A 17,629-nucleotide genomic window follows, 5' to 3' on the forward strand; every position below is an offset into this window, starting at 1 on the left:
CCCGGAACCGCAGGCCGCAGCTACCTATTACGTGCACGCTCCGTCACATCGGAGCCCATCGGAGGAGCCCAGGATGAAGTCCATCGGTGTCGAGCTGCAGCCGGTCCTCTACGGTGCGGACGTCCACCTCATGGCGGAGCTGTTCACGTTCGAGTTCAGGGAGGGGACGCAGCGCTGGACCTCGGCGGACACTGACGTCGTCTCCGGCTCCGCCACCTGGTCCTGCTCAGGACCGATCATCACGAAGGGGAAGTCGAGGACACAGTCCGGCCTGCAGGTGGACACGCTCGACGTGACCCTGGTCCCGGGCACCGGGGCGCTCGGCGGAACGCCGATGCTCCAGGCGGCGCTCCAGGGCTCATTCGATGACGTCCGGATCCTCGTGCAGCGGGCCTTCTTCTCCGGCAGCTGGGGATCCCTGGCCGGCATGGTCACCGACTTCGACGGGCGGGTCGTCAACGTGGAGCCCGCGTCCACCCGGATCGAGCTGACCGTGAAGTCCCTGATGGCCTCGATGTCCCGGGCCTTCCCTCCCCGGGCCAACCAGGCCCAGTGTCCGTACATCCTCGGCGACGGCCGGTGCGGTGTGAGCATGTACCCGCACACCTTCGGTCTGGCGGCCTCGTCTGGCTCGACCACGACGGTGGTCCGGGTCGGCTCATCGACCTTCCCCGTGGATGACCTCAAGATCGGAACGCTCTCGGTGGTCTCGGGCCCGATGAGCGGGAGCGTCAGGACCATCGTCAGGAACTCCCAGGTGGCCACCGGCATCACGGCCGTCGAGGTCACCCCGGCACTGCCGCAGGTCCCGGTCTCGGGCACATCCCTGGTGCTCAGTCGTGGCTGCGACCACACCCGGGTCAAGTGCCACTACACCTTCTCAAACATCGCCCGTTTCGGCGGCTTCCCGGACGCCCCGAGCACGGACGCAGGACGCTGACGCATGGCAACGAGGTTCGATCCAGACAGACCGTCGGTCCCGGGAATCGATGAGCCGAGGGAACAGTGGCCGGGTCCCCGGCCGCCGGCGCCTCCGCAGACCAAGCTCGGCGATCCGATCCCGAAGGTCTATGGCTCTGCTCGGGTGACGGGGCGGGCGGTCGTCGCCAACTCACGGACGGCCGGGACGCTCCAACCATCCGGCCAGGTGCCGACGCTCTACAGCGGCAACTACAGGGGCCAGACGCTCGCCATGGTCTGGGCCATCTGCGAGGCCCCGGTGGTCGGCGTCAGCCACGCCTACCGCGACGGCGACTACGCCCAGCTCTTCCACCTCGTGGCAGAGGAGGGCTGGTACGAGGTCATCACGGGGAGCGTCGCCCCGACGTGCAGCTTCGCCCCGTACGCCTCCGGACCCGGCCAGACGTTCGTCGGCACGGTCCAGTTCCGGTCAAACATGTTCGGCACGCCGGAGGGGAAGATCCCGAACGTCGAGTTCGTGGTCATCGGCGCGCTCAGCCACCCGGCCGACGTCCTGGTGGACATCCTGCTCTCGGGTTCCAGCCTCACGGCCGTCCAGATCGAGACCGGGTCGTACCGGGCCTACTGCGATGCCATGGGGTTCACGCGGGTGGACCGGGGCATCGATGACGCGACCACCGCAGCCGACCTCGTGGACGAGCTGCTTCGGGACACCGACAGCACGATCGTGTGGTCGAACGGTCGGCTGAGGGTCATCCCGAACGGCACCTTCGCCACGGGCTCGTATGTCCCGCCGACGAGCAGCGTCAGCATCGACCAGGATGAGCTGCTGTGGATCGATGGCGAGGATCCCGTGACCGTGGTCCGGGTGCCCGATGACGAGGTCTTCAACGAGTACCCGATCAGCATCCAGAACGGCGATGCCAACGGCTCGACGGACACCTACTCGCTACCCGACGCCGGGCACCAGGCCATCCATGGCCAGCTCCGGGCGCCGACGGTCACGAGCGGCTGGATCAAGCGGCCGGCCCATGCCCTGACGCTCAGCGGCCTCATGGCGCAGCGGTCGATCACGCGACGCAACAGGTACCGGTTCCGCCTCGGGCCGCGGTGGGCGGCCCTCGAGCCCGGCGACCTCGTCGGACTGTCGGAGCCGACCTTCGGCCTGGTGGACCGGACGGTCCGGATCACATCGATCGAGGAGGACGAGGACGGGAGCCTGAAGTTCGAGGCCATGGAGTGGCCGCACGTTGCCGCGGTCGATGTCACCCCGCAGCCCCACGACGGCTTCGATGACGGGCTGGTCAGGCTCTACGCCCCGTTGGTCGTGGAGAACGTCTCCGTCACGGCGAGCGCGGCCCTCAGCACCGGGACAGTGGCCCTCGGCAGCGCCTCGGTCGCACACGCCTCGGCGAGCCAGGCGTTCACGACGGCCTCATGGGCGCTGGCCACCGGCACCGTCGCCCTCAGCAGCGCGACGGTCGCGTTCAACACGGCCTCGATCGCCCTGACCTCGGCCTCCCGTGCCCAGGCGACCGCCTCCAACGCGCTCGCCACCGGCTCGGCGGCGCTCACCAGCGCCTCCCTCGCGTTCACCACCGCCTCGTGGGCCCTGGGGACCGGCACCGTGGCCCTGAACAGCGCCTCCCAGGCCCATGCGACGGCCAGCCAGGCATTCACCTCGGCATCCGCGGCGCTTTCCGGCCTCGCCGGGAAGGTCAGCACTGACCTCGGCAACCTGCCGCCGGGCACGATCACCGGCATCCACGTGGCGTCGGGGACGCTGAGCGGGACGCACGTCGCGGCCGCGACGATCCAAGGCACCCACATCTCGGGCTCGACCATCACCGGTGAGAACATCGTGGCCGGTACCATCAGCGGGACGCACGTCGCCTTCAGCACGCTGACGGGCCAGCACGTCCAGGCTGCCAGCATCAGCGGGAGCGACATCGCGGCAGCTACCATCTCCGGGTCCAACATCGCCGCCGGAACCATCCTGGGTACCCACATCTCCGGCGCGACCATCACCGGCGGGCACATCCAGGCCGGCACGATCTCGGGCACGCACATCGCGGCGGCAACCATCAGCGGCACGGACATCGCCGCCGGTACGATCTCGGGCAGCCACGTCGCGGTCGGCACCTTGACCGGCGATCACATCAGGGCGGGCACCGTCTCCGGGACGGAGATCGCGGCCGGGACGCTCACGGCCAGCCACCTCGCCGCGAACATCATCAGGACGAGCAACTACCTGGAGGCGACCGGGACGCTCTACCCGGCCGGAACGACCGGGGCCTACGCGAAGTCCGGGTCGATGATTTTCAACAACTCCAGCACCCCGATGCGCATCGCCGCGGGTGGTGCCTACGTCGGTCAGTGGCTGCTGGACGAGGTGGCGGTGCGGTCGGTCAACGCGATCGACTTCGATCCGACCAAGGCCGCCTCGTTCTACCGCGGGGAGAGCCGCGCCGCGCCGGTCATCTACGATGCGACGAACGGGGACCGGCTCACGGTCTACCAGCGGGGCGGGCTCTGGGACGGCACCGTGCTCCACAACCAGGCCACGTGGGACTTCGTGCTCCAGCCGAAATCGGGCTCGGACGGATTCGACGGCCTCCGATACCTCGAGGTCACGGTCTACAACAGCGCCCCCAACAACATGGGCACCGTCTACGTGCCCATCCCGGACCGGAAGTACCAGAACGCCACCCTGACGTCGGCCGACAACGCGATCAGGGTCACGTACACGTTCCACAAGCACACCGACGGCAACCAGTACGTCTACAGCGCCGCGCCCAACAACTGGAACGGCTACCTGAGGGTCAAGCTGCACAACGTCTACGGCTACTCGCCCACGCGGGACTTCCAGTCCACGAACACCGCGGGCGGTGCGATGACGGCAGGTCTGTACTCGCTCGGTGGATCGACGGGGTCGGGCGGTGGCGGCGACAGCTCCGGCGACCCGATCGGCTGCCCGGTCCCAGAGACCCCGGTCCGTCTGTGGGACGGGAGGCTGAAGCCAGCCGGACAGGTCGAGGTCGGTGACCTCCTCTGGTCGTTCTCGGAGGAGCGGGGCGCATACGACGCATTCCCGGTCGTCTTCACGGGACGCGGAGAGCTGGACCTCTATCGCCTGGACACGGAGGACGGCCGTTCGCTCCGCGTCTCGGTCGGCCACAGGTTCATGACGCCGTCGGGCTGGCGGCTCGTGCAGGACCTCAAGCCGGGAGAGCGGGTCCTGGGACAGCCGGACGGGGTGGTCGCGGACGTGGGACCGGATGGGCGTGGCGAGACCTGCCGGATCACGGTCCGCGACGCACACACGTACCTGACCGAGGGCCTGCTCAGCCACAACGCGACGAAGCTGTGAGGAGAGACTGAACGATGGGAACGATCTACCGGGTCAGCTGGATGGCCCGCCAGGAGGACCAGATCCAGTTGCAGGTCGACGTGGTGGATGACGTTACCTCGGAGGTGATCGTCCGGGACTGGATCTACGTCCCCCTCACGGCCACGCAGGAGGAGGCGGCCGTGGCGGTGTCCTCCGCGGCACAGCGGGCCTTCCAACTCGACCAGGAGCGTCGGAACGCCGAGGCCCTGTTCATGGGCCTGTCCGGCAGCATCGCGTGAGGGCGGCCGCGTGATGTCCGAGGACTTCCTCATCCGGTTCGTCACCGAGAACCCGGCCCTCAGCGCCGCGGTCGCCGCCGTCGGCCTGCACCTGTACCGGATCCGGCGGCAGCTGCTCTCCGATCGGCGGGAGGACACCCAGGCCCGGCGCGAGCAGCTGCACGAGGACCTGAAGCTCTTCTTCGGCAACGGGGGAGGGGAGCTCATCCGCCGGATCGTGCGGGACGAGAACGCCAAGCAGACCGAGGGCCAGGCGGAGGCGGTCCGCGTCGCCATCCGGGAGCACGAGGAGCGGACCGACCTCAGGATCATGCGGTCGGTGGAGGACCTCCGGCTCCAGGTGAACGACCTCGAGGACCGGATCGACGCCCTGGACCGTCCTCGGGTGGCCTCTCAGAGGTGACGGCGGGCCCGCCGATGGGCGCCTTTACCTTGGGCGAGGGGAGACCATGGCTGGCGGCCCTGGTCCTTCCGATACTCCAGAGCATCGTGACCTTCAACGAACAAGTGCTCATCGAAGCGATCAAGGGCCTCACCACGATTTCAGCGGTGCTGCTCGGCGGCTGGTACGTCAGCCGGGCGCTGGAGAAGTTCAAGGCGGAGCAGATGGTCACCGTCGAGATGCGAAAGCGGCAATACGACGCCCTGGTTCACGTCTATGGAGCGCTTGGGAAGGTGGAACGGCTGTTGTTCGAGATGGACGAGCGAAGTGCGGGAATCCGGGATTACGAGGCAGAGAGTGCCCGAGCCAGGGGCGCGATTAGCGCGGCGAGCCTTCTACTCGGCGTTGATCTCACGTGGGCATGCACTCGTCTTCTCGACCTTTACCACCAGCATGCGGCCGGTATCGCGGACGGTGAGATGAAGCCGTTCCACGAGAGTTCTTGGGAGATTTGGCGTCAGATCGATGCATGGAAGGAGCCTCTCATGGCGTTCCTGGCTCCGCTCCGACCTCAACAGGAACTGCCGGAAGAGTGGATCACCGACGTTGAGTATGGCCGCCGGACTCCGAAGACAGCTCAGGCCCCAGGGCCGGGGCCCGGGGCCTGACCTGGCGGTGCGGTTCGCTACCTCAGCTCGGCGACGGCAGCCCTCACCACGTCCCGGATGATCGCGTCCGTCTGCCGGTCCAGCCAGAGGATGCCCCGCACCGACCCGAGGTGCCGACGCTTCGCGTCGGCCTCGGAGATGGGCTCGACGCCCCCGTGCTTCAGTTCGAAGCCGGAGAGGTGGACCTGCGGGCTCTTCACTCCGACGTAGAGGCGGCGCTTTTCCTTGCCGGCCACCTTGTGCCACGAGGTCTTCCTCTCGACCTTGAGGCCGGCGTCCTTGATCAGCCGCAGGACCGTCTCCCTGGAGCGCTCGACCTGCTCCTGGATGTCCGTGCGCTCGGCCTCGTTCGCCGGGGTCTTGGGCGGCCTGCCCTCCTTTGCCGCGGGCTTACCGGCAGGCTTCGTCTCGACGGTTCCCCTCGACTGCGTCGTCTGCCTGATCCGCTTCATCGTCTTGGTCGCCATGTCCTTCTCCGTGCCCACTTGACTGTGGGTCAAGACGCACCATAAGTGGAATCACGGAGCTCGTACACCCGAACGGGATGTCACACTCTTGAAAACGGTCGTTCACGACATGTCTGCCGTGGGCAGTGGGGCGGGCGTGTCGTTGGCGCCTATAAAAATCAGCATGTTATGGCCTGGTGGCATCGGTGTCAGACCATCGCTCTAGACCTGTAGTGGATCGGGGATGGACCCGAGAAACGGAGGCGGACGATGGTCTACATCACTGCGGTGCACATGGAAGGTGGGGAGCGGCACGAGCACATCGCGAGCGTGCGCTGGAGCAACCCCGCCGATGGCAAGTCGGATGTCTCCACGCGGGCGACTATGGTCGATTGGATCAAGAAGGGCGGTGACGCCCGCGTGACCGATGGGCGGAACGAGGTGCAGGTCGGCGTGGTGGACGCGAATCCGCCGTATCTCCGCACGTTCGCGGACGGGAAGCCGACGGACAACCTGCTGGCCCTGCCGAGGTTCTAGGAGGACGTGATGGCTCGTCCCACGTGCCCAGCGTGTCAGAGTACCCGATTCGAGGCCGTGAACTTCGAGCCGAGCGGCTCGAAGTTCAAGCTAGTGTCGGTTCAGTGCGCCAGCTGCGGTGCCGTCGTCGGCGTCATGGACTTCACGAACATCGGGGTCGAGCTGGGTACCCTCAGGAAGCAGATGAAGCAGCTCTCGGAGGAGGTCGGCCGGGTCGAGGGCTACGTCCTCGGTCTCCCCGCTGCGATCCAGCGTCGATCGTGACATCCGGCTCCCGGTCCACGGACAGGATGGGAGGGGACCGTGGGGGCCGGCCTCCGATGCACTACGTGACGATCGGAGTGACCCGGTGCCGCCGGCCATGGGGAAACCCATCCCCGGCCGCCGGGGGGCTCCGAGGGCATCGGAGGGACCCGGGCCCGGAGACTGTGTAACGGTGTAACCGGCCTGGCCCAAGCCATGGACATCCTTGGCGTGGCAGGTGCCTGCAAAACCCGTATTCGGCGGTTCGAATCCGCCCGGTGCCTCTCGAGGAGAGGCGTTCAGCGTCAGCCGGTTCCGAAGGGCGTTCGACCAGGACAGGGTCGGGCGCCCTTCGTCCGTCTGGGAGCGATCCGGCGGTGCTCGGCGAGGCGCGCGAGGACGGAGCAGACCCATGGCCGAGAACAGGTACGACGACGCCGTCGTGTTCACGAACTACAGCCAGCTGGCCCGGTCCGTCGGAGGCCTGGCGGAGGCCGGCGAGTGGTCCGCCTTCCGCTCGCTGCTGCCGGACCTCCGGGGCAAGCGGGTGCTCGACCTCGGCTGCGGCTTCGGGTGGCACTGCCGCCACGCCTGCGAGCAGGGCGCTCGCTCGGTGGTCGGCGTGGACCTCTCGGAGAAGATGCTCGAGCGCGCGCGGGCGCTGGGCTCCGACGCCCGGCTCACGTACGTGAGGTCGGCCATCGAGGACGTCGAGCTCGCGCCCGCGACGTTCGACGTGGTGATCAGCTCCCTCGCGCTCCACTACGTGGCCGACCTCGCGAAGGTCCTCGCGAACGTCCGCGCGTGCCTTCGCCCGGGAGGCGCCCTGGTGTTCTCGGTGGAGCACCCGATCTTCACCGCTCGCGCCGAGCAGGACTGGTGCCTGGGCCCTGACGGCGAGCGGCGGCACTGGCCGGTGGACGGCTACCAGGACGAGGGTCCGCGCACGACCAGGTGGATGGGGGCGGCCGTCGTGAAGCACCACCGGACCGTCGCCACCTGGGTGGACTCGGTGCTCGACGCCGGGTTCCGCCTCGAGCGGCTGGTCGAGCCCGAGCCGCCTCCGGAGCTTCTGGAGGCACACCCGGACTGGAAGGACGAGCGCCGGCGCCCGATGATGCTGCTCGTGTCGAGCCGCGCCGACCCCGGGCTCGCGCCCCCGACCGCGAGCGGCGGGACCGGCCGCTCGACGGCGGGCGTGACGAGGGGCCGCGCACCATGAGTGGATGCGCGCGGAGGTCGTGAAGCACCCGGGCCGTCGCCACCTGGGTGAGCGCGCCGCTCCGAGCCGGGTTCCGCCTCGTGCGGCTGCTCGAGCGCTGGCCGCCGCCGGAGCGCCTCCTCCGCGCCTCGGAGGGACGAGATCCGGCGCCCGATGATGCGCCCGGGTGACGGACGGCCGGACGGGATCGCGCTTCGCCGCGCGGACGGCCTTTCACCCAGCGTATCGAGGCCCTGCCTGCGGCAGCCGACCGCGCCCGGGAGGAACGCGGACGTCGCCGGGTCGCCGGCGGCCGCTCACACCGGGGCCGGCGGCGCACATCGCCGGTCGCCCTCGGGCGCTCCGGTGGCCGAGTTGGGGCATCGACACGCTTCCTGCATGAGGCCACGCGCGGGGGCCGGTGGACCGCACGACGAGGCTCCTCACGGGATACCGACATGCTCGCCAACCTCAGGATCCGCACCAAGCTCGCCCTCCTCGTGGTCGTGGGCTCCCTCGCCCTCCTCGCCGTGGCCTCCGCCGCGCTGATGCAGGGGCGCGCGAGCGACGCCACCATCGCCCGCATGGCCGGCAGCGACCTCGAGCTCCTGGTCGGCTTCGAGTCCATGTACTCGGCGGGCCTGCAGACCGGGCAGGCGACCCGCAACGTCCTGCTCGACCCCCAGGACCGCACGGCGAAGAAGAACTACCGGGACGCGCACGAGGCGTTCTCGACGACCCTCGAGCAAGCGCGGAAGCTCGCGCCTCCCGAGCTGAAGTCGCGGCTGCAGGAGGTGGACCGCCTCTGGGCCGCGGACCACGTGCTCAAGCAGGAGGTGATGAGCCTCTCCGAGGCCGGCCGCCGCGACGAGGCGGTCGCGGTCCTCGTCAGCAAGGAGACCCCGGTGTGGCGCGCGGTGAAGCAGGTCATCCTCGAGCTCCGCGACGAGCAGCGGCGCGCCTTCTCGAGGAGCGAGGCGTCCGCCCTCCGCGACACGGCCCTCGTCAGGCGGGTGGTGCTCGGCACGATCGTGGTGGCCGCCGCGGTCTTCGTGCTCCTCTCCGTGGTCCTCGCGCGGAGCATCACCGCTCCGCTCCGGGAGGCGATCCGGGTCGCGGCGGCGATCTCGCGCGGCGATCTGACCGCGACCGTCGCGGCGGGACGTCGCGACGAGGTCGGTCGGCTCCAGGCGGAGCTGGGCGCGATGGCGCAGAAGCTGGCGCAGGTGATCGGCGAGGTCCGGAGCGGCGCCGAGGCGCTCGCCGGCGCCTCGCAGCAGGTCTCGGCGACGTCCCAGGCCCTGTCGCAGGGCACCGGCGAGCAGGCCAGCAGCGTGGAGGAGACGACCGCTTCGCTCGAGCAGATGAGCGCGTCGATCGAGCAGAACGCGGAGAGCTCCCGCGCGACGGAGGCCGCCTCGAAGGAGAGCGCCGCGAACGCGGAGGAGGGCGGGAAGTCGGTCCGGCAGACCGTCGCCGCGATGAAGGCGATCGTGGAGAAGATCTCGATCATCGAGGAGATCGCCTACCAGACGAACCTGCTCGCGCTGAACGCGGCGATCGAGGCCGCGCGGGCGGGAGCGCACGGCCGCGGGTTCGCGGTGGTGGCGGCAGAGGTCCGGAAGCTCGCCGAGCGCTCGCAGAAGGCTGCGCAGGACATCGGCGGGCTGGCCGGCTCGAGCGTCGCGGCCGCCGAGCGCTCGGGCGAGCTCATCGAGCGGCTCGTGCCCGCGATCCGCAGGACGGCGGCGCTGGTCCACGAGGTGGCGGCGGCGTCCCAGGAGCAGTCCTCCGGCGTCGGCCAGGTCTCGAAGGCGATGGCGCTCGTCGATCAGGTCACCCAGCGGACCGCGTCCGCGGCCGAGGAGCTCAGCGCCACCGCAGAGGAGATGGCCTCGCAGGCGGAGGGGCTGCAGCAGCTCATCTCGTTCTTCCACCTGGAGGGCCAGGGCGCTCGCGTCGCGCGCACCGCGCAGCCGCCGCACGCGGCGGGGGCGTTCGCGCGCCCCCAGGACGCGGGCCTGGCGGGGGTCGCCGGCGGCAAGGCCGGGAGCGCGGGAGTCCGGCCGAGCTAGCGATCCGGAGGACCTCGACGAGGCGCTCGCGGGCGCCTCCGGAGGGAAGCGCGCGGTCGAAGCTGCGTGCGGAGGCGGGTGGGAAGCCCCGGGCGCAGGGGGAGCAAGAAGTGGCTGGGGGGTTGCCTGCAACTCGCAGAGCCCCTGCGCGCCGGGAGGTCGAGAACCTAGTTTACTGACCGTCTTTGCGCAAGGATTCGCGCGCGCGGCCGCGAACATTCTCGTGGAGCACACGCGCATACATCACGGTGCGTGACGATCACCGCGCGTGATGGCCGGGCGCCGGCGCACCGGGGCGCCGCTGGCCGCCGGTGCGCGCGCCCGCGCGGCTACAGCGACGCGAGGTCGATGACGAACCGGTACCGCACGTCGCCGCGGATCATCCGCTCGTAGGCCTCGTTGATCTTCTCGATGGGGATGACCTCCACGTCCGAGACGACCTGCTTCTCGGCGCAGAAGTCCAGCATCTCCTGCGTCTCGGCGATGCCGCCGATGAGCGAGCCGGCCAGGGTGCGGCGGCCGCCGATGAGCGAGTGCGCGTGCAGCGGGATGCGCTCGGGCGGCACGCCCACCAGCACCATGGCCCCGTCCACCTTCACCATGCCCAGGTACCGGTCGTAGTCGTGCGGCGCCGAGATGGTGTCGAGGATGAAGTCGAAGCGGTTGCGCAGGCGGCGGAAGGTGGCGTCGTCGCTGGTGAGCGCGAAGCCGCTCGCGCCCAGGCGGCGCGCGTCGGCCTCCTTGCGCGGGGAGGTGCTGAGCATCGTGACCTCCGCGCCCATGGCGGCGGCGAGCTTCACCGCCATGTGGCCGAGGCCGCCCAGGCCCACCACGCCGACCTGCTGGCCCGGGCCCACCTTCCAGTGGCGGAGCGGCGAGTAGGTGGTGATGCCGGCGCAGAGCAGCGGCGCGGCGGCGGCGAGGTCGAGCGAGGGCGCCACCTTCAGCGCGAAGTCCTCGGTCACGACCACCTGCTTCGAGTAGCCGCCGTGCGTGGGCGTGCGGCGGTCCATCTCGGTGCTGTTGTAGGTCCAGGCCGGACCGCGCTCGCAGAACTGCTCGAGATCGCGCCGGCACGGATCGCAGGTGCGGCACGAGTCCACCAGGCAGCCGACGCCGGCGTGATCGCCGGGCCGGAAGCGCGTGACCTTCGCGCCGACGCGGGCGACGCGGCCGACGATCTCGTGGCCGGGCACCATGGGGAAGGCGGCGCCGCCCCACTCGTCGCGCGCCTGGTGGATGTCCGAGTGGCAGACGCCGCAGTAGGCGATGTCGATGAGGACGTCGCGCTCGCCGACGTCGCGGCGCTCGATGGTGTGGGGGACGAGGGGCGCGCCGGCGGCCGGCGCAGCCCAGGCCTTGACCTGGGTCATGGTGATGCCTCCTGTTGACGATGTCGAGGGGGGAGGAATCTAGCGGCTGGTGGCGCCGCCGCAGCGGAATCCGCGCGCCGCCGCGGCCGGCCCGGCGGGCTCGCCCGTCCGCGTGCGGCCGGCGGCCGCGCCTCGCGGCCGGGACGCTGGCCGGCGCGAGGACGCTGCATTAGACGACCAGGATGGCCACCGAGCTGTGCCAGTACTGCGGCGTCGATCTGGACGAGGTGCCGCCCGCGCAGGAGACCGGCTGGCTGTACGGGGTGGAGTGCAGCCGCTGCCCGCCGGATCGCCGCCGCTCGCTGGTGCTGCCCCGCCGCGAGCGCGTGCCCGAGCTGACGTGCCCGGGGTGCGGCGCCCGGCTCGCGCCCGCCGAGGAGCACCCGGACGTGCTCGTGGTGAAGGAGGTGACCTACGAGATCTGCGCCGCCTGCGGCGAGCGCTGCGGAGTGGCCGCCATCCGCAAGGTGCGCGACGTGAGCGGCGGCACGATGTAGCACGCGCGCGGCGCGCGCGATCACCGCCCGCGGACCAGCTCCGCCACGGTCTCCGGCGCGTTGCGCGCGCGCACGTGCTGCTCCAGCCAGCGGACGGTCTCGAACAGCGTCTCCTGCGGATCGCGCGCCGAGAACCCGAGCGCCTCCTCCGCCTTGCGCGAGTCGCAGTACCAGAAGTGCTCGCCCATCTCGACCGACGGCGCGTCGATGGGCGCCTCGGCGCCGCGCCACCCGGAGAGCTTCTCCAGAAGCCGCGCGCCGGCGACGTTCAGGCCGCCGGGCAGCGCCACCCGCGGCGCCGCCACGCCCGAGAGCCGCTCCAGCCGGCCGAAGAAGTCCCGGAAGCTCAGGTTCGCGCCGCCGAGCAGGTAGCGCTCGCCGGGCCGCCCGCGCTCCAGCGCCGCCGCGAACGCGCGCGCCGCGTCGCGCACGTCCACGAAGGAGAGGCCGCCGGTGGGCATGGCCGGGATGCGCCGCTCCAGGAACTTGAACACCACGTCGGTGGAGGAGAGGCGGGCGTCCCCCGGTCCGAGCAGCAGCGACGGGTTCAGCACCACCACCGGCAGGCCGGTGTCGCGGTGGATCCGCAGCGCCGCCTTCTCCTGGAAGATCTTGGAGAGGTAGTAGGGCCAGCCCGCCACCGCGGCGATGGGGTAGGGGTCGGCCTCGGTGGCGACCCGCTCCTCCTTCGAGACCGCGATGGTGCCCGAGGTGGAGGCGAGGATCACGCGCCGCACGCCCGCGGCGACGCACGCCTCGAGGAGCCGCCGGGTGCCCTGCACGTGCAGCTCGTACAGGCGCGCGGGCTCGGCGGGATCGAAGTCCACCTGGCCGGCCAGGTGGAACACCGCGTCCACCCCGTCGAGCGCGGCCCGGACCGCCTCGGCGTCCTCGAGCCCGGCCCGGCGCACGTCGGCGCCGAGCGCCTCCGCCTCCGGCGCCGCCGAGCGCTGCAGCAGCCGCAGTCGGTGGCCGGCCCGGGCGAGCAGCGGGACGAGCGCGGCGCCGAGGAAGCCGGTGCCGCCGGTGACGAGCAGGTTCACGCGTCCTCCGGTCGGCCGGGGTGGTGGCGTGGCGCCGGGCCGGCGGCGGGGGCGGCGGGCTCGGCGGGCGCGGGCGTCCCCGCGCGCGCGGCGGGCGCAGCGGAACCGGGCGCGACCTTCTCGGCGGCCGGTGCGGCCGGGGCCACCCCGTGCTCCTCCAGCCACGCCTGGCGCAGGCCCTTCACCGCCGCCTCCATCACCTGGGTGGCGGCCCGGTAGGCGTCGCTCCGCGACAGGCCGGCGGTGCGGGCGCGCAGGTCGTCCACGCGGATGGGCTCGCCGAAGCGGACCTCGAGATCGGCGCGGCGTGGCAGCGCCCGGCCCGGGGGAAGCGCCTCGTGCGTGCCGGCCAGGTACACCGGGAGCACGTCCACGTCGCACTGCAGCGCGAGGTAGCCGGCGGTCGGGTAGAACGCCCGCATCGCGCCGTCGCGGGTGCGGGTGCCCTCCGGGAAGATGAGCAGGTGGTAGCCGCGCCGGAGCGCCTCGGCGGCCGCGCGCAGGCTGGCCTTCAGCGCGCCGTCGCGCTCCATGGGGATGAGGTTGGTGAAGTTCTCGAAGTAGGCGCGCTTCACCGGCGTGTCGAAGAAGTAGTCCTTCGCGGCCAGCGCCGCGAGGCGCCGCCCCTCGTCGCCGAGCGCCACCTTCACCAGGCCCATGTCGAGGTGGCTGGCGTGGTTCGCCACCACCAGCACGTTCCGGTCGTGCGGCACGTGCGCCGCGCCGACCACCCGCGCCTGGTAGAGGTCGCGGTAGAGCGCGCGCTGGCCGGCGGAGAGGACCCGCCGCCCCAGCCGCGCCACCGTCGCGGGCACCGGGATCTCGCCGTCGTCCCTCGCGGCGCGGGGCGCCTTCTCTCCGGGCGCCTCGCGCGCCGGCGCCCGCTCCTGGCCGCGCCGGGTCGCCCCGCCCACCGCGCGGGCCAGCTCGCCCGCGGTCTGCACCGCGTGCAGCCCCTCCAGCGCGGCCGGCGGCACGCCCGCCTCCTCCAGCGCCGCGGACAGCTCGGTGAGCATGAGCGAGTCCACCCCGAGCTCCGCCTGCAGGCGCGATCCCGGCCCGATCTCGGCGCGCGGGCGCCGGCACACCTCGGCCAGCAGGTCGAGCACCCAGCCCTCGCCCTGCGCGTCGCGCGACTCCTCACGGGCGCGCCGGCCCCGGGCGGCGGCGGCCTCGAGCCGCAGCAGCTCCTCGCGCACCAGCGGCCGCTTCACCTTCCGGGTGGACGTCTTCGGGAGGTCGCCCTCGAACACGTGCCACACCTTGACGCGCTGGGGGAACGGCAGCGACGCCGAGACCGCGCGCACGTGCGCCTCCAGCTCCGCGCGGACCTCGGCGCGGTCGCGGTCGCCGTACTCCGGCACCACGATCATCGCGACCTTCTCGGCCGCGCCGTCGGGCAGCCCGACCACGCACAGCTCCTTCACCAGCGCGTCGTCGCGGTAGCGCTCCTCGACCTCGTCCGGGTAGACGTTCTTCCCGTTCGCGTCGATGATGACGTCCTTCTTGCGCCCGACCAGCGTGAGGTTGCCGTCGGGGTCGAGCTTGCCGAGGTCGCCGGTGCGGAGCCAGCCGCCCTCGAGCACCTGCCCGCTGAGCGCCGGGTCGACCCCCGCCGGCTGCCCGCCCGGCGCGGCGCCGCGCCAGTAGCCCAGCATCACGTTCGGCCCCCGGGCCAGCACCTCGCCCACGCCGCTCGCGTCGGGGTCGGCGATGCGCAGCTCGATCCCGGGGAGCGCCGGCCCCACGCTGCCCTCGGGCGCGTCGCCGCCCGGCTTCGAGACCGCCAGCACCGGCGCGGCCTCGGTCAGGCCGTAGCCCTCGTACATGTCGAAGCCGAGCGCGCGGAACGCGTCCTGGACCTGCGGGTCGAGCGCCGAGCCGCCGGACACCAGCAGCCGCAGCCGCCCGCCGAAGCGGCGGTGCACCGGCCAGAACAGCGCCTTGCCCAGGTTCCACGCGAGCGCCGAGTCGCGCAGCGCCGCGTTGCCCTTCATGAGCCCGCGGAACGCCTGCTCCACCACGCCGGGCTTCGCGGCCAGCTCCTGCGTGATGCGCCGGTGCAGCAGCGCCCACAGCGCCGGCACGCCGATCATGGCGGTGACGCGGCCGGAGCCGAGCGCGTCGCCGATCCGGTCGGCGGTGAGCTCGTCGAGGTACTCCACCTCGGCGCCGCGCGAGAGCGGCACGAGCAGGCCGCAGGTGAACTCGAACGTGTGGTGCAGCGGGAGCACCGACAGCATCCCGTCGCCGGGGCCGAGGTCGAACACCGTGACCAGCTTCGCGACCAGCGAGGCGAAGTTCCGGTGCGAGAGCATCACGCCCTTGGGCGTGCCCGTGGTGCCGCTCGTGAAGATGAGCGAGGCGAGGTCGTCCGGCGAGAGGCGGATCGACGGCACCGCCGGGCCACCGCGCAGCGCCTCGCCGAGCGATACCACCCGCGCCTCGGGCACCGCCGCGGCCGCGAGCGCGGCCAGGCCGGGCAGCGCGTCGGCGGCGTCGTCGGAGAGGAGCGCGAGGCGCGCGCCGGCGCTCCTCCAGAGGTTGGCCAGCTCCGGCTCGGAGAGCTTCGGGTCGACCGGCACCACCGCGGCGCCGGCCCGCAGGACGCCGAAGTACGCGACCGCCCACTCCGGCCGGTTCTCGCTCGCGAGCAGGACCCGGTCGCCCTTCACCACGCCGGCGGCGGCCAGGAACGCGGCCACGCGGCCGGAGAGCGCGTGCAGCTCGCCGTAGGTGAGGCGGTCCTTCGCGGCGCCCTCCAGGCGCAGCGCGGTGCGGTCCCGCCAGCGCTCGCAGGCGGAGTCGAGCAGCTCGAGCAGGTCGCGGTGCGCCTTCGGCGCGTGGACCCGCTTCTCCGCCTCCTCCTCCAGGCCGGGGAACACCCACTCCTCCATGCCCTTCAGGTGGACGTCGAGCCAGTAGGCGCGCCAGTCGAGCGCCTCGGGATCCCAGGGGATGCGCGCGCGGTCGTCGGGCGAGAGCCGCTCGCGCAGCTCGCGCATCCCGGCGCAGCGGAACACGTAGCGGTTGTCCCAGGTGAAGGGCAGGTACATCGCCCAGATCGCCTCGGTCTTCTCGAGCTGGCTGGTCAGCTCGTCGAGCGCCTCGCCGGCCCGGTGCGCCAGGGCGCTCAGGCGCGGCGCGCCCCAGGCCGGCGCCCGCTCGCGGAGCAGCTTGCCGGCGCCGCGCGCCAGGGCCGCCAGCGCCGGCGCGGAGAACGCCTCGTACTGCGCGCGCGTCACGGGGTAGGGCTCGATGCGCGACAGCAGCCGGTTCCAGGTGCGGTTGCCCTCCTCGCGCTCGCGGTAGAAGCGGCGCCGGTACAGCGCGGTCAGCTCCACCGCGCGCCGGGCCCAGAGCGGGTTCACGTCGCCGGAGGCGAGGTGGAACACGCGGCCTCGCGCGGCGCCCGCCGTGCCGCGGCGCTCCTGCAGCTCGGCCGCGGCCGCGACGATCCCGGCGCAGACCAGGTCCACCGGGACGACGTCCAGGATGGCCTTCTCGGCGGCCGGGAAGGAGCGGTGCCCCTTCAGCCCCATGAACGCGAGCGGCGCGCTGGTGGTGAAGCCCTCGTTCCAGCCTGGGAACGGGTAGCGCAGCGCGCTCTCCACGATCGACGGGCGCACGATCGCGTACGGCACGCCGGCCGCCTCGATGGCCTGCTCGCCGAGCGCCTTCGTGTACGTGTAGGTGTTGGGCCAGCCCCAGTGCAGCGCGCGGGTCCGCCCGATCTCGACCAGCTGCTGCGAGACCCAGAGCCGCTTCTCGCGCCCGATGGCGAGCCGCAGCGCCTTCTCGTCGGCGGCGGCGCGCCCCTCCTCGCGGAGCCGTCCGAGCGCGCGCTCCCGGAACTCCGACTGGCGCACGCGGTCGTCGGCGAGCGCGCGGACCTCGGCGATGCGCCGGGCGGCGTCGGCGAGCTCGGTGTCGAGCGAGAAGTCGGCGCCGTCCAGCGCGGCGGCGCGCGGGCGGCCCTCCACGCCCTCCCGGCGCGGGAAGTAGCCGGCGATCTCCTCGTCCTCGAACACCACCCCGTCGCGGTTGCCGGCCACGAAGCAGGTCGAGACGTGCACCAGGCCGGCGCCGGTGCGGCGGCACAGCTCCGCCGCGTGGCGCGCGCCGTCCACGTTGACGCCGAGCGCGAGCTCGAGCGAGGCGTCGAAGTCCACCAGCCCGGCGGAGTTGATCACGAGGTCGAGCCCGTCGAGCCGGGCCAGGTCGGCCTCGGACAGCCCGAGCAGCGGATCCGACACGTCGCCGGCGAGCGGCACGCACCGGTCGCGCAGGAACGCCTCGAAGCCGGCGCCGTGGCGCGCGCGGAGCGGGTCGAACGGGCGGCTCGGCGCCACCTTGTCGAAGAAGCGGCCCTCGGCGGTGCCGCCCGCGCCCGGGCGGACCAGCACGAACACGCGCCCGACCTCGGGGTAGCGGTCGAGCAGCATCGACAGCGCGACCTTGCCCACGAAGCCGGTGGCGCCGGTGACGAGCACCCGCCGCCCCGCCAGCAGCCGCGCCACGTCCAGCGGGGGCGGGCCCGCCGGCGCGCCGCCGGGGTGGGCCGGGTGCGGGTGGCCGTGCGGGCCGCGCGTCCTCTTGCCGTGGCCGCTCAT

General features: G+C 72.2%; 14 protein-coding genes. 10 read left to right on the forward strand and 4 right to left on the reverse strand.

All coding sequences use genetic code 11. From position 1 onward, the window contains the following. Window positions 1-73 precede the first annotated feature (73 nt). The 5 genes from A2CP1_RS06570 to A2CP1_RS06590 all read left to right on the forward strand — a co-directional run bounded on the left by A2CP1_RS06570 (window position 74) and on the right by A2CP1_RS06590 (window position 5,601). On the forward strand, window positions 74-940 hold the full coding sequence (locus A2CP1_RS06570) for a baseplate hub domain-containing protein (protein WP_012632632.1): 867 nt from the start codon (window positions 74-76) through the stop codon (window positions 938-940). Between the two features lie 207 nt (window positions 941-1,147). After that, window positions 1,148-4,291, forward strand: coding sequence for a phage tail protein (locus A2CP1_RS06575; protein WP_041450460.1), 3,144 nt, complete (start codon window positions 1,148-1,150; stop codon window positions 4,289-4,291). Window positions 4,292-4,305: 14 nt separating this feature from the next. Continuing rightward, window positions 4,306-4,551 (forward strand): hypothetical protein, encoded by a 246-nt coding sequence (locus A2CP1_RS06580; protein WP_012632634.1) that lies wholly within the window; start codon window positions 4,306-4,308, stop codon window positions 4,549-4,551. Between the two features lie 13 nt (window positions 4,552-4,564). Further along, complete coding sequence (locus A2CP1_RS06585) at window positions 4,565-4,954, forward strand: hypothetical protein (protein WP_012632635.1); 390 nt, start codon at window positions 4,565-4,567, stop codon at window positions 4,952-4,954. 86 nt (window positions 4,955-5,040) lie between these two features. Continuing rightward, the gene (locus A2CP1_RS06590) at window positions 5,041-5,601 is read left to right on the forward strand and encodes a hypothetical protein (RefSeq protein ID WP_150106326.1); all 561 of its coding nucleotides are present in this window, start codon (window positions 5,041-5,043) and stop codon (window positions 5,599-5,601) included. A gap of 17 nt (window positions 5,602-5,618) precedes the next feature. Here A2CP1_RS06590 and A2CP1_RS06595 read toward each other — a convergent pair whose 3' ends face one another. Next, complete coding sequence (locus tag A2CP1_RS06595) at window positions 5,619-6,068, reverse strand: hypothetical protein (protein ID WP_012632636.1); 450 nt, start codon at window positions 6,066-6,068, stop codon at window positions 5,619-5,621. 249 nt (window positions 6,069-6,317) lie between these two features. On the opposite strand from A2CP1_RS06595, the gene A2CP1_RS06600 reads away from it, so the two are divergent. From A2CP1_RS06600 to A2CP1_RS06615, 4 genes are all read left to right on the forward strand, one after another. Beyond that, window positions 6,318-6,584, forward strand: a complete 267-nt coding sequence (locus A2CP1_RS06600) for a DUF3892 domain-containing protein (protein WP_012632637.1) — start codon at window positions 6,318-6,320, stop codon at window positions 6,582-6,584. A gap of 57 nt (window positions 6,585-6,641) precedes the next feature. Continuing rightward, the gene (locus A2CP1_RS06605; RefSeq protein WP_150106327.1) at window positions 6,642-6,848 is read left to right on the forward strand and encodes a hypothetical protein; all 207 of its coding nucleotides are present in this window, start codon (window positions 6,642-6,644) and stop codon (window positions 6,846-6,848) included. Window positions 6,849-7,239: 391 nt separating this feature from the next. Next, a complete protein-coding gene (locus A2CP1_RS06610) occupies window positions 7,240-8,049 on the forward strand; it encodes a class I SAM-dependent methyltransferase (RefSeq protein WP_012632639.1) in 810 nt (269 codons plus the stop codon). Between the two features lie 437 nt (window positions 8,050-8,486). Then, window positions 8,487-10,103 (forward strand): methyl-accepting chemotaxis protein, encoded by a 1,617-nt coding sequence (locus A2CP1_RS06615; protein WP_012632640.1) that lies wholly within the window; start codon window positions 8,487-8,489, stop codon window positions 10,101-10,103. A gap of 329 nt (window positions 10,104-10,432) precedes the next feature. On the opposite strand, the gene A2CP1_RS06620 is transcribed toward A2CP1_RS06615, so the two are convergent. Further along, a complete protein-coding gene (locus A2CP1_RS06620) occupies window positions 10,433-11,476 on the reverse strand; it encodes an NAD(P)-dependent alcohol dehydrogenase (RefSeq protein ID WP_012632641.1) in 1,044 nt (347 codons plus the stop codon). A 182-nt stretch (window positions 11,477-11,658) separates the two neighbouring features. Between A2CP1_RS06620 and A2CP1_RS06625 the strand changes: the two genes are divergently transcribed. Then, complete coding sequence (locus A2CP1_RS06625) at window positions 11,659-11,973, forward strand: hypothetical protein (protein WP_012632642.1); 315 nt, start codon at window positions 11,659-11,661, stop codon at window positions 11,971-11,973. A gap of 20 nt (window positions 11,974-11,993) precedes the next feature. On the opposite strand, the gene A2CP1_RS06630 is transcribed toward A2CP1_RS06625, so the two are convergent. Then, window positions 11,994-13,016: an NAD-dependent epimerase/dehydratase family protein gene (locus tag A2CP1_RS06630; protein ID WP_012632643.1), complete on the reverse strand. Its 1,023-nt coding sequence runs from the start codon at window positions 13,014-13,016 to the stop codon at window positions 11,994-11,996. Continuing rightward, window positions 13,013-17,629 carry an AMP-binding protein gene (locus tag A2CP1_RS06635; protein ID WP_012632644.1) on the reverse strand — a complete coding sequence of 1,539 codons (4,617 nt, stop codon included), beginning with the start codon at window positions 17,627-17,629 and terminating at the stop codon, window positions 13,013-13,015. The genes A2CP1_RS06630 and A2CP1_RS06635 overlap by 4 nt, the downstream gene beginning before the upstream one ends.

It is taken from the genome of Anaeromyxobacter dehalogenans 2CP-1 (genome assembly GCF_000022145.1).
Lineage (GTDB): Bacteria > Myxococcota > Myxococcia > Myxococcales > Anaeromyxobacteraceae > Anaeromyxobacter > Anaeromyxobacter dehalogenans.

Coding starts and splice junctions, on each gene's coding strand:
- A2CP1_RS06600 (WP_012632637.1), top strand. CDS start 6,318: ATGGTCTACATCACTGCGGTGCACATGGAAGGTGGGGAGCGGCACGAG.
- A2CP1_RS06580 (WP_012632634.1), top strand. CDS start 4,306: ATGGGAACGATCTACCGGGTCAGCTGGATGGCCCGCCAGGAGGACCAG.
- A2CP1_RS06635 (WP_012632644.1), bottom strand. CDS start 17,629: ATGAGCGGCCACGGCAAGAGGACGCGCGGCCCGCACGGCCACCCGCAC.
- A2CP1_RS06625 (WP_012632642.1), top strand. CDS start 11,659: ATGGCCACCGAGCTGTGCCAGTACTGCGGCGTCGATCTGGACGAGGTG.
- A2CP1_RS06610 (WP_012632639.1), top strand. CDS start 7,240: ATGGCCGAGAACAGGTACGACGACGCCGTCGTGTTCACGAACTACAGC.
- A2CP1_RS06570 (WP_012632632.1), top strand. CDS start 74: ATGAAGTCCATCGGTGTCGAGCTGCAGCCGGTCCTCTACGGTGCGGAC.
- A2CP1_RS06615 (WP_012632640.1), top strand. CDS start 8,487: ATGCTCGCCAACCTCAGGATCCGCACCAAGCTCGCCCTCCTCGTGGTC.
- A2CP1_RS06585 (WP_012632635.1), top strand. CDS start 4,565: ATGTCCGAGGACTTCCTCATCCGGTTCGTCACCGAGAACCCGGCCCTC.
- A2CP1_RS06620 (WP_012632641.1), bottom strand. CDS start 11,476: ATGACCCAGGTCAAGGCCTGGGCTGCGCCGGCCGCCGGCGCGCCCCTC.
- A2CP1_RS06595 (WP_012632636.1), bottom strand. CDS start 6,068: ATGGCGACCAAGACGATGAAGCGGATCAGGCAGACGACGCAGTCGAGG.